19 protein-coding genes and 1 tRNA gene are annotated in these 18,564 nt (G+C 65.9%); 6 read left to right on the forward strand and 14 right to left on the reverse strand.

The genetic code is table 11. The features are described from left to right. Positions 1-4: 4 nt before the first annotated feature. Genes ACZZZD_RS03770 through ACZZZD_RS03800 form a run of 7 tightly spaced genes read right to left on the reverse strand, consistent with a single transcriptional unit; the run spans position 5 to position 6,341 of the window. Positions 5-1,243 carry an aminotransferase class V-fold PLP-dependent enzyme gene (locus ACZZZD_RS03770; protein WP_463432791.1) on the reverse strand — a complete coding sequence of 413 codons (1,239 nt, stop codon included), beginning with the start codon at positions 1,241-1,243 and terminating at the stop codon, positions 5-7. Next, positions 1,222-2,244 (reverse strand): Fe-S cluster assembly protein SufD, encoded by a 1,023-nt coding sequence (gene sufD, locus ACZZZD_RS03775; RefSeq protein WP_463432793.1) that lies wholly within the window; start codon positions 2,242-2,244, stop codon positions 1,222-1,224. The genes ACZZZD_RS03770 and sufD overlap by 22 nt, the downstream gene beginning before the upstream one ends. After that, positions 2,241-2,990, reverse strand: a complete 750-nt coding sequence (gene sufC, locus ACZZZD_RS03780) for a Fe-S cluster assembly ATPase SufC (RefSeq protein WP_463432795.1) — start codon at positions 2,988-2,990, stop codon at positions 2,241-2,243. Before sufC ends, sufD begins: the two co-directional genes overlap by 4 nt. Further along, the gene (locus tag ACZZZD_RS03785; RefSeq protein ID WP_463432797.1) at positions 2,991-3,248 is read right to left on the reverse strand and encodes a hypothetical protein; all 258 of its coding nucleotides are present in this window, start codon (positions 3,246-3,248) and stop codon (positions 2,991-2,993) included. Then, positions 3,245-4,711, reverse strand: a complete 1,467-nt coding sequence (gene sufB, locus ACZZZD_RS03790) for a Fe-S cluster assembly protein SufB (RefSeq protein WP_463432799.1) — start codon at positions 4,709-4,711, stop codon at positions 3,245-3,247. The genes ACZZZD_RS03785 and sufB overlap by 4 nt, the downstream gene beginning before the upstream one ends. Continuing rightward, positions 4,711-5,850 carry a cysteine desulfurase family protein gene (locus ACZZZD_RS03795; RefSeq protein ID WP_463432801.1) on the reverse strand — a complete coding sequence of 380 codons (1,140 nt, stop codon included), beginning with the start codon at positions 5,848-5,850 and terminating at the stop codon, positions 4,711-4,713. The genes sufB and ACZZZD_RS03795 overlap by 1 nt, the downstream gene beginning before the upstream one ends. After that, a complete protein-coding gene (locus ACZZZD_RS03800; RefSeq protein WP_463432802.1) occupies positions 5,847-6,341 on the reverse strand; it encodes an Rrf2 family transcriptional regulator in 495 nt (164 codons plus the stop codon). The genes ACZZZD_RS03795 and ACZZZD_RS03800 overlap by 4 nt, the downstream gene beginning before the upstream one ends. Before the next feature lie 157 nt (positions 6,342-6,498). Here ACZZZD_RS03800 and ACZZZD_RS03805 point away from each other — a divergent pair, with 157 nt between their 5' ends. Continuing rightward, positions 6,499-7,149 carry an alpha/beta hydrolase gene (locus ACZZZD_RS03805; protein ID WP_159850366.1) on the forward strand — a complete coding sequence of 217 codons (651 nt, stop codon included), beginning with the start codon at positions 6,499-6,501 and terminating at the stop codon, positions 7,147-7,149. Positions 7,150-7,296: 147 nt separating this feature from the next. Here the strand turns inward: ACZZZD_RS03805 and ACZZZD_RS03810 are convergent, their stop codons facing one another. Continuing rightward, entirely contained in the window at positions 7,297-8,784 is a 1,488-nt protein-coding gene (locus ACZZZD_RS03810) for an amidase (RefSeq protein ID WP_463432803.1), read from the reverse strand. After that, complete coding sequence (locus ACZZZD_RS03815) at positions 8,718-10,967, reverse strand: S9 family peptidase (RefSeq protein WP_463432805.1); 2,250 nt, start codon at positions 10,965-10,967, stop codon at positions 8,718-8,720. Before ACZZZD_RS03815 ends, ACZZZD_RS03810 begins: the two co-directional genes overlap by 67 nt. A 108-nt stretch (positions 10,968-11,075) precedes the next feature. On the opposite strand from ACZZZD_RS03815, the gene ACZZZD_RS03820 reads away from it, so the two are divergent. The 4 genes from ACZZZD_RS03820 to ACZZZD_RS03835 are packed head-to-tail and all read left to right on the forward strand — an operon-like array spanning position 11,076 to position 12,744. Further along, positions 11,076-11,891, forward strand: a complete 816-nt coding sequence (locus ACZZZD_RS03820) for a ferredoxin--NADP reductase (protein WP_463432807.1) — start codon at positions 11,076-11,078, stop codon at positions 11,889-11,891. A 41-nt stretch (positions 11,892-11,932) separates the two neighbouring features. Beyond that, positions 11,933-12,265, forward strand: a complete 333-nt coding sequence (locus ACZZZD_RS03825; protein ID WP_463432809.1) for a chorismate mutase — start codon at positions 11,933-11,935, stop codon at positions 12,263-12,265. A 25-nt stretch (positions 12,266-12,290) separates the two neighbouring features. Beyond that, entirely contained in the window at positions 12,291-12,479 is a 189-nt protein-coding gene (locus tag ACZZZD_RS03830; RefSeq protein ID WP_463432811.1) for an antitoxin, read from the forward strand. Then, entirely contained in the window at positions 12,472-12,744 is a 273-nt protein-coding gene (locus ACZZZD_RS03835) for a type II toxin-antitoxin system RelE/ParE family toxin (RefSeq protein ID WP_463432813.1), read from the forward strand. Before ACZZZD_RS03830 ends, ACZZZD_RS03835 begins: the two co-directional genes overlap by 8 nt. Positions 12,745-13,023: 279 nt before the next feature. Here the strand turns inward: ACZZZD_RS03835 and ACZZZD_RS03840 are convergent, their stop codons facing one another. Then, positions 13,024-13,377, reverse strand: a complete 354-nt coding sequence (locus ACZZZD_RS03840; RefSeq protein ID WP_463432815.1) for an Hpt domain-containing protein — start codon at positions 13,375-13,377, stop codon at positions 13,024-13,026. After that, positions 13,377-14,798: an amino acid permease gene (locus tag ACZZZD_RS03845; RefSeq protein ID WP_463432817.1), complete on the reverse strand. Its 1,422-nt coding sequence runs from the start codon at positions 14,796-14,798 to the stop codon at positions 13,377-13,379. The genes ACZZZD_RS03840 and ACZZZD_RS03845 overlap by 1 nt, the downstream gene beginning before the upstream one ends. A 156-nt stretch (positions 14,799-14,954) precedes the next feature. Here ACZZZD_RS03845 and ACZZZD_RS03850 point away from each other — a divergent pair. After that, positions 14,955-15,030, forward strand: a tRNA-Lys gene (locus ACZZZD_RS03850). 334 nt (positions 15,031-15,364) lie between these two features. Here ACZZZD_RS03850 and ACZZZD_RS03855 read toward each other — a convergent pair. From ACZZZD_RS03855 to ACZZZD_RS03865, 3 genes are read right to left on the reverse strand one after another with little or no spacing between them, the layout of a single operon-like run. After that, positions 15,365-17,038, reverse strand: coding sequence for a ribonuclease J (locus ACZZZD_RS03855; protein ID WP_463432818.1), 1,674 nt, complete (start codon positions 17,036-17,038; stop codon positions 15,365-15,367). Beyond that, positions 17,039-17,818, reverse strand: a complete 780-nt coding sequence (locus ACZZZD_RS03860) for a type III pantothenate kinase (protein WP_463436072.1) — start codon at positions 17,816-17,818, stop codon at positions 17,039-17,041. After that, entirely contained in the window at positions 17,815-18,564 is a 750-nt protein-coding gene (locus ACZZZD_RS03865) for a biotin--[acetyl-CoA-carboxylase] ligase (RefSeq protein ID WP_463432819.1), read from the reverse strand. The genes ACZZZD_RS03860 and ACZZZD_RS03865 overlap by 4 nt, the downstream gene beginning before the upstream one ends.

The raw sequence follows: 18,564 nt of genomic DNA on the forward strand, positions 1-18,564 counted from the left end.
CGGCTTACACGAAGAAGTTCCGCGCCTTGATCAGCGCATCCACGAAGGCGTCGGCATCCTCCACCGTGTTATATAGGGCGAAGGAGGCGCGGGTGCTCGACGTCACCCCCATTCTTTTCGCCAGCGGCTCGGCGCAATGCAGCCCCGCCCGCACGGCGACGCCGTAACGATCCATGATCTGGGCCACGTCATGGGCGTGCGCGCCCTCGACGGCGAAAGTCAGGATGGCGCCCTTGCCCTCCGCCTGGCCCAGAATTCGCAGCCAGCCCTCGCCCTCCAACCGATCCACGGCCCGTTGATACAGCGCGTGTTCGTGAGCCTGCACCGCCGCGCGGTCGTATTGCGCCAGCCACTCCAGCGCCACGCCCAGGCCGATGGCCTCCAGGATCGGCGGCGTCCCCGCCTCGAACCGGTGCGGCGGCCTGGCGTAGGTCACGCGGTCCCGCTCGACCGTCTCGATCATCTCGCCCCCGCCCTGATAGGGCGGCAGCGCCTCCAGCGCCTCGGCCCTGCCGTACAAGGCGCCGATGCCGGTGGGCGCGAACAGCTTGTGGCCGGTCAGCACATAGAAATCGCAACCGATGGCCTGAACATCCGGCGTCGCATGAACCGCGCCCTGGCACCCGTCGATCAGCACTTGGGCCCCGGCCGCATGGGCCAGACGCGTGATCTCGGCGATCGGATTGATGGTCCCCAGCACGTTCGACATATGGGTGACCGCGACCATCCGCGTCTTCGGCCCCAGCAGGTCGGCATAGGCCGCCATGTCCAGCGACCCGTCGTCCAGCACCGGAATCCACTTGATCACCGCCCCGCGCCGTTCACGCAGCAGATGCCACGGCACGATGTTGGAGTGATGCTCCATCTCCGAGACGATGATCTCGTCGCCCGGCTCGATGCTCAGGCCCAGCCCATTGGCCACCAGGTTGATCGCCTCGGTCCCGCCCTTGGTCCAGACCACCTGTTCGGGGCTTTCGGCGTTCAGGAATCGGGCCACGATCTCGCGCGCCTTCTCGAAGGCCTCGGTCGCCTCGTTCGACAGGGTGTGCAGGCCGCGGTGGACGTTGGCGTAGCCGCCCTCCATCGTTGCTGTCAGGGCGTCGATCACCGCCCGCGGCTTCTGGGCCGAGGCCGCATTGTCCAGATAGACCAGCGGCTTTCCGTTCACCTGTCGCGACAGGATCGGGAACTGCGCCCGCACGGCATAGGGGTCAAAAGTGGTCACAACCGCGCCGTCAGCCATTCCCGCGCCACCTCTCTCGCGCCCTCATGCTCGATCCGGTCGATGACCTCGATCAGGAAGGCTTGCGTCAGCAGGGTGCGGGCCTCGTCGGCCGGAATTCCGCGCTGCTGCATGTAGAACAGGGCGCTCTCGTCCAGCGTCCCCACGGTGTTGCCGTGCGCGCACTGCACATCGTCGGCATAGATGATTAGTTCCGGCTTGGCGTCGATCTCGGCTCGCTCGCTGGCGATCAGGGCATGGTGCCCCATCCGCGCATCGGTGCCGTCGGCCCCGCGCTCGACCACGATCTTGCCCTGGAAGACGCCGCGCGCGGTGTCGCGCGCCACGCCCTTGATCAACTGGCTGGTCGCGCCGTCATGCTCGACGTGGCGCACCACGCTGGTCAGGTCGGTATGGCGCGATCCGTTCAGCAGATACAGGCCGTCGGCCTGCACATGCGCACCCTGGGCATAATGCGTGATGCGCGTCTCGATCCGCTGCAACTTGGCGCCGGTTGTGATGATGGTCTGGCGATAGACGCCGCCCGCCTCGACCTTCACATGAGCCTCGGCGATGGAGATGGCGTCCTCCGGCTCCTCGACCAGGACGACGCGCGTCACCTCGGCCCCGGCCGCCACGTCCAGCTCCAGCGTATTGTGCGCCACATAGGCCGAGCCCGCGCCCTCGTGCGTCTCCAGCAGCAACAGCTTGGCGCCCGCCCGCGCCGAGACCCGCGCCCCGGCCGTGTGGCCCGTCCCGATCGCGTCGGAAATATAGCGCAGCCGCAGCGTCTGCTCGCCCGAGGCGATGAAGTCGGTCACGCCCACGGCGCGCCCGTTGGCGAAGACGATCGCCTCTCCGCCCAGATCATAGAACGGCCCTGGCGGCCCGACCTCGGCCGTGCCCGACGGTTCCGGCGCCGCGCGAAGCCAGCGCTTCAGGTCACTGTATTTCCATGCCTCCGTCCGTCGCGACGGAAAGGTTTCGGCGTCGGTCAGGTCGATGTTGAAGGCTGTGCTCATGCGGCCTGCGGCAGATACTTGTCGTACCCTTCCGCCTCCAGCTCCAACGCCAGCTCCGGCCCGCCCGAGGCCACGATCCGACCGCCGGCCAGCACATGGACCCGGTCCGGTTTGATGTAATCCAGCAGGCGCTGATAGTGGGTGATGACCAGCATGGCGCGATCCGGCGAACGGAGCGCGTTCACCCCCTCCGACACGATCCGCAGGGCGTCGATGTCCAGGCCGGAATCGGTCTCATCGAGGATCAGCAGCGACGGCTCCAGCAGGGCCATCTGCAGGATCTCCATCCGCTTCTTCTCACCGCCGGAGAAGCCCACGTTCAGCGGCCGCTTCAGCATATCGAAGTCCATCTTCAACGCCTTGGACGCCTCCCGCACCAGCTTCAGGAAGGCCGGCGCCGCCACCTCCTCCTCGTCCCGCGCGCGCTTCTGCGCATTCAGCGCCGTCCGCACAAAGGTCAGGGCGGGAACCCCGGGGATCTCGATCGGATACTGGAAGGACAGGAAGACGCCCTTGGCCGCCCGCGCCGCCGGGTCGAGTTCGAGCAGGTTCTCGCCGCGCCATTCGACGGCGCCTTCGGTGGCCTCATAGCCGGGCCGGCCCGACAGGGCGTAACCCAGCGTCGACTTGCCCGCCCCGTTCGGCCCCATGATGGCGTGCACCTCGCCCGCCGGCACTTCGAGCGTCAGCCCCTTGAGGATAGGCTTTTCACCGACGGAGACGTGGAGGTTGGAAATCGAGAGCATTCAGTTAGCCAATTCGGTAGGATCGACAGCGCGGCGAACGGCTGTGGTTTGTTCAATGAGTTCTTCGGCGAGAACGGCGCGCCCCCGCTCGTCAGCGGCGTGATAGAGCGCCCAGACAAACGACGAGACGGAGACCTTCATCACGGCATCCCGGAAATATGGATCGAACGCGAGGCTATCGGCCTTCTTGGCGTAAGCCTCGGCAAGTTGGCGCAACTCCAGTCCGATCTTGTCGATCTCGGTTTCGGGATAAGTCATCCGACCGAACCTTCCAGACTGATCGCCACCAGCTTCTGCGCTTCGACGGCGAACTCCATCGGCAGTTTCTGCATCACGTCGCGAACGAAGCCGTTGACCAGTAGGGCCACCGCCTCCTCTTGCGACAGGCCGCGCTGCTGGGCGTAGAACATCTGGTCATCGCTCAGACGCGTCGTCGTCGCCTCGTGCTCCAGCTGGGCCGAGCCGTTGCGGGCCTCGATATAGGGGATGGTGTGCGAGCCGCAGTCCTTGCCGATGAGCAAGGAATTGCACTGGGTGAAGTTGCGCACCCCCGTCGCCTTCGGATGCACCGAAACCAGACCGCGATAAGTCGAGTCCGACTTGCCCGCCGACACCGCCTTGGCGATGATCCGCGACTTGGTGTTCTTGCCTAGGTGGATCATCTTGGTGCCGGTGTCGGCCTGCTGATGTCCGTTGGTGATGGCGATCGAGTAGAACTCGCCCGAGCTTTCCTCGCCCTTCAGGATGCAGGACGGATATTTCCAGGTGACGGCCGACCCGGTCTCGACCTGGGTCCACGACACCTTCGACCGATCCCCCCGGCAATCGGCGCGCTTGGTGACGAAGTTGTAGATGCCGCCCTTGCCCTCGGCGTCGCCCGGATACCAGTTCTGGACGGTCGAATATTTCACCTCGGCGTCGTCCAGAGCGACGATCTCGACCACGGCCGCATGCAGTTGGTTCTCGTCGCGCATCGGCGCCGTGCAGCCCTCCAGATAGGAGCAGTAGCTGCCCTTGTCGGCGATGATCAGGGTGCGTTCGAACTGTCCCGTCTGGCTGGCGTTGATGCGGAAATAGGTCGACAGCTCCATCGGGCAGCGCACGCCCGGCGGGATGTAGACGAACGATCCATCCGAAAAGACCGCGCTGTTCAGCGCCGCAAAATAGTTGTCCGAGACCGGCACCACCGACCCCAGATATTGCCGCACCAGTTCAGGATGTTCGCGCAAGGCCTCGGAAATCGGCATGAAAATCACGCCCACCTTGGCCAGTTCCTCCTTGAAGGTGGTGACCACCGACACGCTGTCGAACACGGCGTCGACGGCTACGCGCGGCGCGCCCTGCACCCCCGCCAGCACTTCCTGCTCCTTCAGCGGGATGCCCAGCTTCTTGTAAATTTCCAAAATCTCGGGATCGACCTCGTCCAGCGACTTGGGCCCCTCCTTCTGCTTGGGCGCCGCATAGTAGAACAGCGACTGATAATCGACTGGCTCGTACTTCACCGCCGCCCAGGTCGGCTCCTCCATCGCCAGCCAGCGTTCATAGGCCGCCAGGCGCCATTCCAGCATCCATTCCGGCTCGCCCTTCTTCTCGGAGATGAAGCGCACGATCTCGGCGCTCAAGCCGCGCGGCGCGTATTCCGTCTCGATGTCCGAGGTGAAACCGTGCTCGTACTTCTCCAGCGCGGCGACGGCGTCGATGGTTTCCTTGACGGCGGCCATCAGGCGACCTCTCTCACGCGCTCGGCGGCGCGTGTCTTATGCTTGTTGTACGCGGCGACCCAGGCGTCGGCGAACCGCACCCAGTCACCTTCTTGCGTGCCCCAGCCGCCGGAGACACGCACGCCCCCGGTCGCCAGAGCGTTCAATCCCATGGCGCTGATGGTCTTGGACGGCTTGACCTTGCCCGACGAACAGGCCGACCCCGCCGACACCATCAGCCCGGTCAGGTCCAGGGTGATCAACTGCTGCGGACTGTCCCAGCCCTCGACCGCCATGAACAGGGTGTTGGGCAGACGCGCCACGGCGCCGCCGATGATGGTCGCCCCGACGGCCTTCACCTTGGCCTCGGCGGCGTCGCGCCAGCCGACGTGCGATTGCATCGTCTCCAGATCCCGCGCGGCGCTGTCGGCCGCAACGCCAAATCCGGCGATGCCCGGCACGTTCTCGGTCCCAGCGCGCAGACCACGCTCCTGCCCCGCGCCGTGCAGAATACGAACGCCCGACACGCCTTCCTTGAAGATCAACGCCCCGACGCCCTGTGGGCCGCCCAGCTTGTGCGCCGACAGGGTCAGACTGTCCGCGTCCAGCACCCGGATATCGACAGGGATCTTGCCCGCCGACTGGATCGCATCCACGTGCATCCAGCCGCCGGCTGCTCGCACCAGCTTCGCCGCCTCGACCACCGGCTGGATCACGCCGCTTTCATTGTTCGCATGATGGATGGCGACCACGGCCCGGCCCGGCCGCGCCAACGCCTGCGCCAGCCAATCCAGATCGACCACGCCGTTCGCATCGACCGGCAGCACCTCGACCGGCGCACCCGCATTCGCCGCCGTCTCGGCCACGCACGGATGTTCTGTCGCCGACACGATCAGTCGGTCGCATCCGGCGGCCAGGGCGCTGGCGATGCCCTGCGCATTGGCTTCCGTCCCGCCACTGTTGAACACCACCGCCGTCGGATCGGCTCCGACCAGATCGCCGACCTGGGACCGCGCCGTCTCGACCCGCGCCCGCGCCCGCCGTCCGGCCGCGTGGACCGCCGACGGATTGCCGTTGTCGGCCAGCGCCCGCGTCATGATCTCCAGCACTTCCGGCCGCACCAGGCCCGAGGCGTTGTAGTCCAGATAGATGCCGCTCATGCCGCCACCCCGACAGCCAATGAAGCGCCTTGGGGCTGTTCGACATTGCGACGACGCTGGCCCGTGCGGTTCATCACCACATCCTCCAGCGACACGCCCGCCAGATAGCGATGGATCTCGTCGCCCAGGTCTTCCCACAGGTTATGGGTGATGCAGCGTTCGCCAGCCAGCATGCAGCCCTTGGGCGACCCATGCGCCACACACCGCGTCGCGCGAATCGGCTCGTCCACCGCCAGCACGATCTCGGCCACCACCGTCTCGTGCGCGCCCTTGGCCAGGCGATAGCCGCCGCCGGGTCCGCGTACGCTCTTGACCAGCTCGCTCTTGCGCAACCGGGCGAACAACTGCTCCAGATAACTCAGCGAAATCTCCTGGCGCGCAGCGATCTCGGCCAGCGAAACCGCCCGGATTTCACCGCTCTCGCCGCGTCCGTTTTTCGCCAGATCGGCCATCGCCATCACGGCGTATCGTCCCTTGGTCGACAGACGCATATCGCACCTTCAAAAATTGCGGGCTTTTCGGGGCTCTTGTGCTAGAACCCGCGCCTTCGCGAAGGCGGCCCGCTTGCGTGGGACTTAGAAAGTCCCACCTCTGCGGTCAAGTATTACGCACTCGCGAAATGACAGTTGAACGGATTCCAGAGCCCCTATGCCTGAAGTCATCCTGCCCGGCGCCTCCGGTCGCATCGAAGGCCGCTATTCCCCGGGCAAGCGCCCGAACGCACCGATCGCCCTGATCCTGCACCCGCACCCAAAGGCGGGCGGGCACATGAACAACCCGGTCACGGTCACCCTGCACCAGTTGTTCCAGCAGCGTGGCTTCGCCACCCTGCGCTACAACTCGCGCGGCGTCGGCAAGTCGCAGGGCGAGTTCGATTCGGGTATCGGCGAGCTGGCCGATGCCGCCACCGCCCTCGATTGGCTCCAGTCGAACAACCCCGGCGCCAGCCAGACCTGGGTCGGCGGCTACCAGTTCGGGGCCTATATCGGCATGCAACTGCTGATGCGCCGGCCCGAGACGGACGGCTTCATCTCGGTCTCGCCACCGTCGAACATGTACGACTTCAGCTTCCTGGCCCCCTGCCCGGCCTCGGGCCTGTTCCTGCACGGCACGGCCGACACCGTCGTGCCGCCGGTCGAGGTCGAGCGCGTGGTCAACAAGCTGCGCACCCAGAAGGGCATCATCATCGACTACGAACTGGAAGAGGGCGCGAGCCACTTCTGGCAGGACCACATGAGCGCGGTCGACCGCCGCGTCGGCGCCTATCTGGACAAACGTCTGGAAGAAAAGCCGGCGTAGAGCCGCCGCAGCCGGTTCCTAATCAATTTGTAGTCAGGAACCGGCCGCGAAACGGATCAAGGAGGGCCGTCGACAAGGTGGTCGCATGTTGAGACGTCCACTCACGTAGCAGCCTTTCACGACCGCTCCGTCGCCTTGTCGGGGCAGCTATTTAGGTGGCGGCCGCCGCGCCTGCGTCGCCTGTTCGAAGGCGTAACCCAGAGACAGCATGCGTGCGTCGTCCCATTTCCCGCCCAGGAAGCTCAAGCCGATCGGCATCCCACGATCAAAGCCCATTGGCACGGTTAGGTGCGGATAACCGGCGACGGCCGCCAACTGGCTGGCCGACCCCTGCATGTCGTCATCGTCCTTGGGATCGTTGGTCCAGGCCCGCGACGTGGTCGGGGCAATCAGGGCGACGACGGCGTTGTCGCGCATCAGCCGATCGATCCCCTCCGGTCCCGCCAGCCGCAACGACGTCGCTCGCGCCTCCAGATAGTCGGCGCTTGTCAGATCACCCATCGCCTGGGCGTGCTCGAACGTGTCCTGACCGAACAGCGCGGTCTCGCGCGGCTCGGCGGCGTTGAAGGCGATCACGTCGGCCAGGGTGCGTGTGCGGACCTGGGTCGGGTCGGTCGAGGCCAGATAGGCGTTCAGATCATGCTTCAGCTCATACAGCAGCACCTTGAACTCGGCCTCCCCAACGGCCCGTCCGTCCGGTCCCTCTGGTAGATCGACCAGCACAGCCCCCGCATCACGCAGCGCTTGCAGGTTCTGCTCGAACACCGCCTGGGTCTCGGGCGAATAGCCCTTCACGAACCGCATCACCCCGATCCGCGCGCCACGTAGCGAACCGGCGTCCAGCTCGGCGGCGTAATCGACCTTGCGCGCATCGGCCTCGACCGTGGCGGCGTCGGCCGGGTCCGAGCCGGCAATGACCGTCAGCACGCGCGCCGCATCGCGCACCGTCGTCGCCATCGGCCCGGCGGTGTCCTCCGAATGGCTGATCGGCACGATATGGGTACGCGACACCAAGCCGACGGTCGGCTTGAACCCGACCACGCCGTTGACCGACGCCGGGCAGGTGATCGACCCGTCCGTTTCGGTCCCGATGGCGACGGGCGTCAAACCCAGCGCCACCGCCGCCCCGCTGCCAGACGACGACCCGCACGGCGTTCGTGCGGGATCATAGGGGTTCAGCGTCTGCCCCCCGACCGCGCTCCAGCCGCTGATCGAATTCGACGACCGGATATTGGCCCACTCCGACAGATTGGTCTTGCCGACGATCACGGCGCCTGCGGCCCGCAACCGCGCGACCAGCGGCGCATCACGCCCCTGCGCATTGGCGGCCAGCGCCAGCGACCCGGCCGTCGTCGGCATGTCCGCCGTCTCGATATTGTCCTTCAGCAGGATCGGCATGCCAGACATCGCCGACGCGCCGCGGCTGCGGGGCGAGGTCGCGGTCCAGACCAGCACCGCATGGGCGCTGTCGTTCGCCCGCCCCGCCTCGACCACGGCGGACGCGGACGGATAGGCCCCCTGCCCGGTCGCGCAGCCTGCGAGGGCCAGCGCGACCGTCGCCGCGAGGATCAGTCGGCTTTTGGCTCGGCCCGCTTGCCGATCGTCCGGTCGAGGAAGTCCAGATAGGTGCGCCATTGCTGCAGTTGCCTCGGTTCGCCGCGGACGCCGTGCCGCTGGCCGGGATAGAGCATCATCTCGAACGGCACGCTCTTGGCCTGCAAGGCGTCGATGACGCGCGTCGCATTACCGAAGATGACATTGTCGTCGGCCATGCCGTGCAGGATCAGCAGGCGGCCGGTCAGATCATCCAGACGCGGCAGGACGTCGGTCGCGGCATAGCCTTCCGGGTTGGCCTGCGGCGTGGACATGTAGCGTTCGGTGTAATGGGTATCGTACAGGCTCCACTCGGTCGGGGCGGCGCCCGCCAGCGCCGAGGCCAGGTTCGCGTCCTTGTCGGTCAGGGTCAGCAGGCTGAGGAAGCCGCCGAAGCTCCAGCCCATCACTGCGATATGGTCGGGATCGACGTAAGGCAGGGTCTTCAACCATTGGGCGGCCTGGGCCTGATCCTCGACTGCCGGAATGCCCAGGCGACGATAGATGCTGGTCTCGAACGCCTGCGACCGATCCCCCTCGCCGCGATTGTCCACGCGGAAGACGATATAGCCCGCCTCGGTCAGCAACTGGTTGGTCAGCGGCTGCCAGCTCTTCTGCACGCCGGCGCCAGTGCCCGGCCCGCCATAGACCTGCATCACAACCGGATATTTCTTGGCCGGATCGAAGTCGGGCGGCGTGGTCATGCGCCAGACCAGGGTCTGGCCGTGGCTCTGCATCGTGCCAAACTCGGGCGCACGCAGGCGCGAGACGTAGGGCGCGAACGGGTGGGCGGCGTCGAGCTTGTTCTCCTCGATCCAGCGCACGCGCGTGCCGTCGATCCGGTACAGAGCCGATTGCGTCGGCGTCGCCGGATCGGAATAGTTGCCGACATAGGCCGTCGCCGGCCCGTTGACCGAGACGCTCCACCAGCCGCCGCCCGGCGTCACCGCGACGGGATCGACCGTGCGGTTCAGACTGGCGCGAAACATCTGCTGCTCGACGGGCAGTTCCTTGCCGTCGCGCATCGAGGCGGTGAAATAGACCTCGCCGGTCTGTTCGTTGACCCCGTCCAAATTCTTGACGGGATAGTCGCCGCGCGTGATCGCCCGCAGCCGCCGGCCGTTGCGGTCGTACAGATAAAGGTGCCGCCAGCCGCTGTCCTCGTTCGACCAGATGAACCGGCCGTCCGCCAGCACGCGGAAGTCGTTGTTCAGATCGACCCAGGCGTCGGCCTTCTGGCTCAGGATCACGCGCGACGCGCCGGTGGTCGGATCGACGCTCAGCAGGTCCAGCGTCTTCTGGTCGCGCGACTGGCGCTGGACATACAGGGTCTTGCCGTCTCCGGCCCAGTCGACCCGCGCCAGATAGATGTCGGTGTTGGAGCCCAGGTCCACCTTCACCCGTCCTCCCCCCTTCAGGTCGCGGACATACAGTTCGACCACCGCATTGGGGCGGCCCGCGCGGGGATAGCGCTGCTCGACCATGGTCGCGCCGGAGCCGGTGATTTCGAAGCGCGGCACGATGTCCACCGGGCTTTCGTCCACGCGGGTCAGGGCGATGTAGCGTTCGTCCGGGCTCCACCAGTATCCGGTGTCGCGGTCCATCTCTTCCTGGGCGATGAACTCGGCCGTGGCCCAGGTGATCAGGCCGGCGCCGTCGTCGGTGATCGGCGTCTCCTGCCCGCTCGCCAGATCATAGACGACCAGGTTCTGATCGCGGACATAGGAGACATACCCGCCCTTGGGCGAAACCTTGGCGTCGATCTCGTCGGCCGGCGTCTCAGTCAGGCGCCGCACCTTGCCGTCGGCCCGATTGGCCAGGAAGATGTCGCCTTCCAGCGGCGCCAGGATATAGCGCCCCTGCTGATCCCACGAATATTCGACCACGCCGCGCGCGCTGATCCGCATCCGCTCGCGCCGCGCCTTCTCGGCCTCCGACAGCTCGCCGGCGTCTGGCGCCAGGGCCCGCGCGTCGATCAGCTTGTAGGGTTCGCCTTCGCCGGTCGGCGCGGCCCACAGGTCCTGAACATCCACATTGTCCTCGCGCGAGCGCAGGAAGGCGACCAGCTGCCCGTCGGGCGACAGGCTGACCCCCTTGGCCACCGGCCCATTCAGGCTGGGACTTGAGAACACCCGCTCGGGCGTCAGGATGTTGGAGGGCGTCTCCTGGGCGAGTGCGGAACCGGCCGACAGCAGGATGGTCGAGGCGAGAAGAACTGTGCGCATGGTCACGGACGCTAGCGGCGCTTCTGCAAGCCGTCACGAGGAAAAGTGGTCGCCGGACGAAAGGCTTTCCTTCCCTGCGAGGGGTTCTCAGATTAGAGAGACCGCACGATGACAGACGCCGCCCTCTCCCCCGCTCCCGTCAAGGCCAGCCCGTTCAATGAACTTGAGGTCCTGTGGGTCCGCCACTGGACCGACAGCCTGTTCAGCTTCGGCGTGAAACGGCCCGAGGATTTCCGCTTCCGCTCGGGCGAGTTCGTGATGATCGGCCTGCCAGGTGCAGACGGCGGAAAGCCCGTCTTGCGTGCCTATTCCATCGCCAGCCCCTGCTGGGCCGAGGAGTTGGAGTTCTTCTCGATCAAGGTCGCCGACGGCCCCCTGACCTCCCGCCTGCAAAAGATCGTCGCCGGCGACACCGTCCTGATGGGCAAGAAGCCGACCGGCACCCTGGTGCTGGACGCCCTGACCGGCGGCGAGCGCCTGTTCCTGATCGGCACCGGCACCGGCCTAGCCCCCTGGCTCAGCGTCGCGCGCGATCCCGACACCTATGCCCGTTTCGGCCATGTCTATGTGATCCACACGGTCCGCGGCGTCGCCGACCTGGCCTACCGCGACTTCTTCACCCGCGAGATCCACGACGATCCCCTGATCGGCGAAGAGGCTCAGGCCCAGCTGACCTATTACCCCACCGTGACCCGCGAGGATTTCGAAACGCCCGGCCGGATCACCGACCGCATCAAGTCCGGCGACTTCTTCCGCGACCTGGGCCTGCCCGACGGTTTCGACCCCGCCCGCGACCGCGCCATGCTGTGCGGTTCCATGGCCATGATCAAGGAAGCCGGCGAACTGCTGGAGACCTATGGGCTGAAGGAAGGCTCCAACGCCGAACCCGCCGACTACGTGCTGGAACGCGCCTTCGTCGGTTGACGGTCTTGGCTTGCGCGGCCTGAGCGGCTAACCCCACCGCCATGCACCACCCTGCTCTTGTCGCCGTCGATCCCCGCGTCGATCCATCCGAATGCCAGTCGATGGCCGACGTCCGCCAGGGCGTCGACGCCCTCGACCGCGCCCTGGTCGCCCTGCTGGCCGAACGCCAGCGCTACATGGACGCCGCCGCCCGCATCAAGCCCGACCGCGACGCCGTCTTCGACCAGGCCCGCATCGACGACGTCGTCGCCAAGGTTCTGGTCTCCGCTGAGGCGCACCACCTGTCGCCCGACATCGCCGAACCCGTCTGGCGCCTACTCATCGACCGCTGCATCGCCCACGAGTTCGCCACCTACGACCGGACTCGCAGCTAGGTCGGCGAAATGTTAGCTTCCGGTCATGGCTCGACCGGAACCCTCCATCTTCAGCGACCATGACGCCGAGGCGGATGCGCTTTCGCTGGCTGAGGCTGAGGCCGATATCTCAGCAGGCCGCGTCGTTCCGCACGAAGACGTGGTCGAATGGCTGAAGACATGGGGAACGGCAGAAGAAGGTCCGCCCCCGGCCAAATGGAACATCGATGGCTGAGGTCATCTGGACGGCGAAAGCCATTCGGAACATCGAAGCCATCCGAACATACATTGCTCAGTTCAGTCCGCTGGCCAGTCAGCGCATGGCCCTACGCCTCATGTCAGCCGGCGCAAGCCTAGCTGAACATCCCAAAAGGGGCGCACCAATCCCCGGCGGCCGTCGACAACTGACCCACATCCCGCCTTACCTGCTTCGGTCCAAGGTCGTCGGCGCGCGCGTCTTCATTCTCGACGTTCGACATGCCGCAGAGAATGCATCGTAGTCCAGCAGCCTAAGGCCTCAGCCATCCTATTTTCGGAAGCGTGGTCGTTTGATTTTAGCCTCTTAGCTGCGAGCAGCGTCAATCGACCTAACGCTTCTTCCGGGCGCCGTATAATGGGCGTCCGGTCTTTGACATCGCTGCGCGCCCAGCCTGCCCAAATTGCACTTTCTTGCACTTTGCACTCGTTTTTGGAGTGCAGTGCAATTTCGGGCGGCGGCTTAAGTGGACTCACTTGGACACTTGGACTGTTTTCCGAGTCCAACTTCCGACTCGACAGCCTCAGGCCTTAAGCCCTCGCAACATCAGTTCGTGGCGATAGGCGGCGACATCCGCCAACGCTGCCTGCAGCGCGTCCCGAACCCGCTCCAGCGCCGGTGCGGCCAAACTCTGGTCCGCCCCTTCCGCCTCGGCGCAGATCGCCGCCAGGTCGCGCGCGCCAATGCCCGCCGCCGCGCCCCGGATCGTGTGGACCCCGTCGCGCCAGCCCTCGGCCTTGGGGTCCAGCATGACGGACCACAGGCCGGCCTGGTTGACGAACAGGCCCAAGACCTCCTCGTTGATGGCGTCGTCCCCGCCCGTCATGCCGTTCAGCACGGCGAAATCGACCGCGCCCGTCAGATCGCGCAACGCCATCAGGCCGCCGTCTCCTCGCCCTTGGCCAGGCGCGAGTTCTTGGACGACCAGGCGAAATAGATGACCAAACCGCCGACGTTCCAGATCAGGAACCAGACCTGTGTGTTCACGGGCAGGCTAAACAGCAGATACAGGCAACCCGCGATGCCGAGTGGGCCGATGATCCAGGCCAGCGGAGCCTTGAATACTCGCGTACGCACTGCGTCGCGGCCCCTCAAGACTAGGAGGCTGGCGCAAACGGCGCTGAAGGCCGCCAACGTCCCCGCATTGGCCAGGGCAGCGATCTCGTCCAACGGCAGAAGGCCGGCCAGGATGCTGACAATCACGGCTGTGAACAGGGTAACCACCACCGGCACGCCGCGCTGCGACACCCGGCCCAGACGGCGCGGCAGCAGTCCGTCGCGCGCCATGACGTAGAAGATGCGGGTCTGGCCATAGAAGAAGGCGAGGATCACCGTTGGCACGCCTACGATGACGGCCGCAGCCACGATCTGGGCCGCCAGCGGTTGGTTCAGGATGCGCAAGATCAGGGCAAGGGGCTCACCACTTTCGGCGAACTGGCCGAACGGCATGGAACCGACCGCCAGGGCCGCCACCAGCATGTACAATATAGTGCAAATGATCATGGAGCCCAGGATGCCGATGGTCAGGTCGCGGGCCGGATTGCGTGTCTCCTCCGCCGCCGTCGCCACGGCGTCGAAACCGTAGAAGGCGAAAAAGACTATGGCCGCCCCCGCCATGACCCCGACCTCCGCACCCGCCGGGCCGTTCTTGTTGAAACCGTAGGGCATCAGGGGCTCGAAATTGGCCGTGTCGAACGCGGGCGCGACCACAGCGATGAAGACCAGCAGGGCGCTGCATTTGATCACCACCAGCACGGCATTGACCGTCGCGCTCTCCTTGGTGCCAAGCAGCAGAAGGCTGGTCACCGCCAGAATGATGGCGACCGCCGGGATGTTGATGATCCCGTCCGCATGAGGCCCAGCCGTCAGGGCTTGGGGAATAAGGATGTCGAGCGTTCGCAGGAACCCGACCGCATATTCGGACCAACCGACAGCCACGGCGCTGACCACCAGAGAATATTCCAGAATCAGGCTCCAGCCGATGATCCAGGCGATCGCCTCGCCGAGCGCCGCATAGCTGTAGGTATAGGCCCCGCCAGAAGCGGGCATCATGGTCGCCAATTCGGCATAGGCAAGGGCGACGCAGGCGCAGATCACGCCCACGATGGCGAAAGCCAAGATGATACCCGGTCCTGCCTTTTCCACCCCCACGCCCGTCAGCGTGTAGATTCCGGTGCCCACGATGGCCCCGATGCCAAGCAGCATCAGATGCGGCCAGCTCAGGGTCTTCTTCAGCGCCGGTCCGTCGTGCGGCGCCAGCATGGTGTCGATCGATCGACGCCGGTTCCAGAAGGCCATGAAGCTCGCTCCCCCGCCGCTTGCCGCGGCTGATTCCACCGGGACCATACCCCGCCGAAGAAAGTTTGCGAAAGCGCTTGCCAACCCCCGAACCGCTGGGTAGTAGGAGCGCCCTTCGGCAAGGCTTCTCGCCCCCGAAGACGCAGACGATCGGTCGGGTGATTAGCTCAGTTGGTAGAGCAGCTGACTCTTAATCAGCGGGTCGTAGGTTCGAACCCTACATCACCCACCATCGTCTCTCCCTTGCCCTACCGCCCTATTTCGGAACGCGCCTTCTCTAGGTGCTTGCAAATCCGCCAACAGGATCACCGGCGCTGGCCCCGTCGATCTCTTCGCCGGCCCGCCCGCTCCCGGGCACTACCAGAATATAGCCGAACGCCGTCCTCGGCCTCGCGCTCCAGATAGGCGTGGATGGCGACAGTGTCAGGCGCCGGCCCAGCCGTGCAACGGATGGTGGGCATGACGCACACGTTCCAGCAGGCGGCGCGCGCGGGTGGGTTTGTCAGACATGGGTTCCCCCGACCGTTCAGGCGCGCAGAAAATACGCCCGAACGGTCAAGGTTGCATCAGACCCGCAGGACGACGGTCTCGACGATGGGACGACGGTCCCAGATCTGCTGGCTGGCCTTTTTCAGCACCCGGGCGACGGCCTGTTCAATGACCATTTCGTCGTCCAGAGCATCGCCCTTCAGACCCTTGATCACCTGCTCGACCCGCTCGGCCAGCTTGTCCAGCGCATCGCCCAGCGGCGTGCCGGTGTCGCCGGGGAGGCCGACGCTGCGGATATCGATATCGCTGGCGATGCGGCCGCGCTTGTCCAGGGCGAAGCTGACGATCAGCACGCCGTTGGTCGAGGCGTGACGACGTTCCTTCAGCGCCTCGCCCTGTTCGGTCACCAGCATGCCGCCGTCGACATACAGCCGGCCGTTCGGCACCTCGTCGATGATCTTGGCCGGGCCAGGCGCCAGGCGGACCATGTCGCCGTTGCGCGGCGTCACGGTTTCCTTGACGCCGATGTCCTTGGCCAGGTTGGCGTGTTCCAGCAGGAAGCGGCGTACGCCGTGGGTCGGGACGGCGATTTGCGGCCGCACCCAGTCGTACATCTGCTTCAGTTCGTCACGGCACGGGTGGCCCGAGACGTGGATGCCGGGGTGATCCTTCTCGGTGTAAAGGCGCACGCCCCGGTCCGCGAGGCGATCCTGCAGATTGCCGATGGCCAGTTCGTTGCCGGGGATCTGGCGCGACGAGAAGATGCAGTGGTCGCCCAGACCCAGTTTGACGACCGGGTGGGTGCCGTCTGCGACGCGCGACAGGGCCGCTCTAGCCTCGCCCTGACTGCCGGTACACAGATACAGAATCTGGTCGGCCGGCCAGACGCGGGCCTCTTCGTCCGACAGAAAGGGCTTCACGTCCTGCAACATGCCGACGTGTTTGGCGGCCGCCGTGATCTTGTGCATCGAGCGACCGGCCAGCGACACGCGACGCCCGCAGGCCTCGGCGGCGCGGATGACGCTGTCCATCCGCGCGACGTTGGAGGCGAAGCAGCCCACGGCGACGCGGCCCTTCAGGCTCGCGATCAGCTTGGAGATGGCGACGGCGACATCGCCCTCGGACCCGGCGACGCCCGGCACGAAGACGTTGGTCGAATCGCAGACCATGGCCAGCACGCCTTCGTCGCCCATGGCGCGGATGGCGGGGGCATCGGTTTTCTCGCCGATGATCGGCTGATCGTCGATCTTCCAGTCGCCGGTGTGGAACACCATGCCCAGCGGAGTGTCGATGGCCAGGCCGCTCGGCTCGGCGATCGAATGGCTCATGTTGACGAAGGTGACGCCGAACGAACCGACGTCCACAGTTCCGCCCAGCGGCACCTCGATCACCTCGACCTCGTCAAAGATGCCGCGCTCGCGCAGCTTGTCCTTGATCAGATAGGCGGTGAAGGGGGTGGCGTAGACCGGCGCCTTGATGCGCGGCCACAGCCAGCCGAGAGCGCCGATGTGATCCTCGTGCGCGTGGGTCAGCATGATGCCCTTGATGTTCTCGCCTTCCAGGAAGGCGGGATCGGGCACGATCACGTCGACGCCGGGCGTAGACAGGTCGCCGAAGGTGACGCCGACGTCGACGATCAGCCATTCACGATTGTCCGCCGGGCCGAAGCCATAGGCGTTGAGGTTCATACCGACTTCGTCGGAGCCGCCCAGAGGCAGGAAAACGAGTTCGTCTTGGTTTTGCTTTTTCATTCAATCAGTCAAATGGGCGTTACGACGCCAGATTTCGAGGAGGCCGCGAATAGTTAAATCGGGATCGAAGTGATCGATGCTGTCGGTCGCGCCTTCGAACAGGCTGGCGACGCCGCCGGTGCCGATGACGGTCATGGGCCGCGCCCACTCCGCCTTGATGCGCTGGACCAGGCCTTCGATCAACGAGATATAGCCCCAGAAGACGCCGGACTGCATGGCCTCGACCGTGCCCTTGCCGATGACGTGTTCGGGTTTCTGGATGGCGATGCGGGGCAGTTTGGCCGCCGCCTCATGCAAGGCTTGAAGCGACAGATTGATGCCGGGCGCGATCAGGCCGCCTTCGAAGGCGCCGTCGGCGGACACGATGTCGAACGTCGTGGCCGTGCCGCTGTCGATCAGCAGCAGGTCGCCGGGATAGAGCAGCGACGCCCCGACCGCATTGACCAGCCGGTCGGCCCCCGCCTCGCTGGGCTTGGCGATCCGCACCTCGATGCCCAGTTCGGCGTTCTCGCCGATCACCAGCGGCTCGATGTTCAAGTAGCGCCGCGCCAGGTTGCGCAGATTGAAGATCGATTGCGGCACGACGCTGGAGATGATGCAGCCGCTCAGGGCGTCGAACTCCAGCCCCTTCATGACCATCAGCTGGTTCAGCCAGACGGCGTATTCGTCGGCCGTGCGGCTGGCCTCGGTCGCGGCGCGCCATTGGGCGATCCAGTCCGAGCCGTCGTGAACCGCGAACAGCGTATTGGTGTTGCCCTGTTCGATGGCGAGCAGCATCAGGCGGCCTTACCGAAGAAGACGTCGCCAGCGGAGATCAGCCGAACAGAACCATCAGCGAGACGCAGGCGCAGCGCACCGTCCGGCTCGACGCCCTCGGCCAGACCTTCCAGAGTCTCGTTGTCCAGACGCGCGGTGCACGGGCCGTTCAGCCCAGTCAGGCGACTGGTCCAGGCGTCCAACACCGGCTCGAACCCCATCGTCTGCCAGCGGCCCCACCAGACGGCGAAGGTCTCGGCCAGGATTTCGGCGGCGGCCTCGATGGGCGGGACATAGGCCAGGTCGGCGCGCAGGCGTGCGGCGATGGAGGTCGCGCCGCGCTCGGTGCCTTCCGGCGCATGGGCCAGGTTCACGCCGATGCCGACCGCCAGCCACAGATCGCCGTTCGCATGAGCGCCGGACTCGACCAGGATGCCGGAGACCTTGACCCCGTCCAGCAGCACGTCATTGGGCCATTTGATCGAAACCAGGGCCGGCGAGACGAACACGTCCAGCAGGTCAGCGACAGCCAGGGCCGCCACGAAGGTGGCCTGGGCCGCCTCGGCCGCCGACTTGGGTGTGGTGACCAGCAAAGTGGCGGCCAGGTTGCCCTGATCGCTTTCCCACTTGCGACCGCGACGCCCGCGACCGGCGGTCTGACGCCGCGCCACGATCCAGCGCGGCCCCGCCTCCCCGGCCTCGGCAAGTCGGCGCGCCTCGGCGTTGGTCGAGTCGATCTCGTCGAGGATGACCAGCGGGACGGCCGTCAA

This window comes from Brevundimonas sp. AC546 (genome assembly GCF_979258305.1).

Excerpts from the sequence above, each read along its gene's own strand:
- ACZZZD_RS03840 (WP_463432815.1), bottom strand. The coding sequence starts at position 13,377 with ATGGCGTTGCGCGATCTGACGGGCGCGGTCGATTTCGCCGTGCTGAAC.
- ACZZZD_RS03835 (WP_463432813.1), top strand. The coding sequence starts at position 12,472 with ATGGCTGAGGTCATCTGGACGGCGAAAGCCATTCGGAACATCGAAGCC.
- ACZZZD_RS03810 (WP_463432803.1), bottom strand. The coding sequence starts at position 8,784 with ATGGCGCACCTATCTGGACTTCCTCGACCGGACGATCGGCAAGCGGGC.
- ACZZZD_RS03800 (WP_463432802.1), bottom strand. The coding sequence starts at position 6,341 with ATGCGTCTGTCGACCAAGGGACGATACGCCGTGATGGCGATGGCCGAT.
- ACZZZD_RS03785 (WP_463432797.1), bottom strand. The coding sequence starts at position 3,248 with ATGACTTATCCCGAAACCGAGATCGACAAGATCGGACTGGAGTTGCGC.
- sufD (WP_463432793.1), bottom strand. The coding sequence starts at position 2,244 with ATGAGCACAGCCTTCAACATCGACCTGACCGACGCCGAAACCTTTCCG.
- ACZZZD_RS03770 (WP_463432791.1), bottom strand. The coding sequence starts at position 1,243 with ATGGCTGACGGCGCGGTTGTGACCACTTTTGACCCCTATGCCGTGCGG.
- ACZZZD_RS03845 (WP_463432817.1), bottom strand. The coding sequence starts at position 14,798 with ATGGCCTTCTGGAACCGGCGTCGATCGATCGACACCATGCTGGCGCCG.
- ACZZZD_RS03815 (WP_463432805.1), bottom strand. The coding sequence starts at position 10,967 with ATGCGCACAGTTCTTCTCGCCTCGACCATCCTGCTGTCGGCCGGTTCC.
- ACZZZD_RS03825 (WP_463432809.1), top strand. The coding sequence starts at position 11,933 with ATGCACCACCCTGCTCTTGTCGCCGTCGATCCCCGCGTCGATCCATCC.
- ACZZZD_RS03855 (WP_463432818.1), bottom strand. The coding sequence starts at position 17,038 with ATGAAAAAGCAAAACCAAGACGAACTCGTTTTCCTGCCTCTGGGCGGC.
- ACZZZD_RS03820 (WP_463432807.1), top strand. The coding sequence starts at position 11,076 with ATGACAGACGCCGCCCTCTCCCCCGCTCCCGTCAAGGCCAGCCCGTTC.
- ACZZZD_RS03805 (WP_159850366.1), top strand. The coding sequence starts at position 6,499 with ATGCCTGAAGTCATCCTGCCCGGCGCCTCCGGTCGCATCGAAGGCCGC.
- sufB (WP_463432799.1), bottom strand. The coding sequence starts at position 4,711 with ATGGCCGCCGTCAAGGAAACCATCGACGCCGTCGCCGCGCTGGAGAAG.
- ACZZZD_RS03830 (WP_463432811.1), top strand. The coding sequence starts at position 12,291 with ATGGCTCGACCGGAACCCTCCATCTTCAGCGACCATGACGCCGAGGCG.
- ACZZZD_RS03795 (WP_463432801.1), bottom strand. The coding sequence starts at position 5,850 with ATGAGCGGCATCTATCTGGACTACAACGCCTCGGGCCTGGTGCGGCCG.
- sufC (WP_463432795.1), bottom strand. The coding sequence starts at position 2,990 with ATGCTCTCGATTTCCAACCTCCACGTCTCCGTCGGTGAAAAGCCTATC.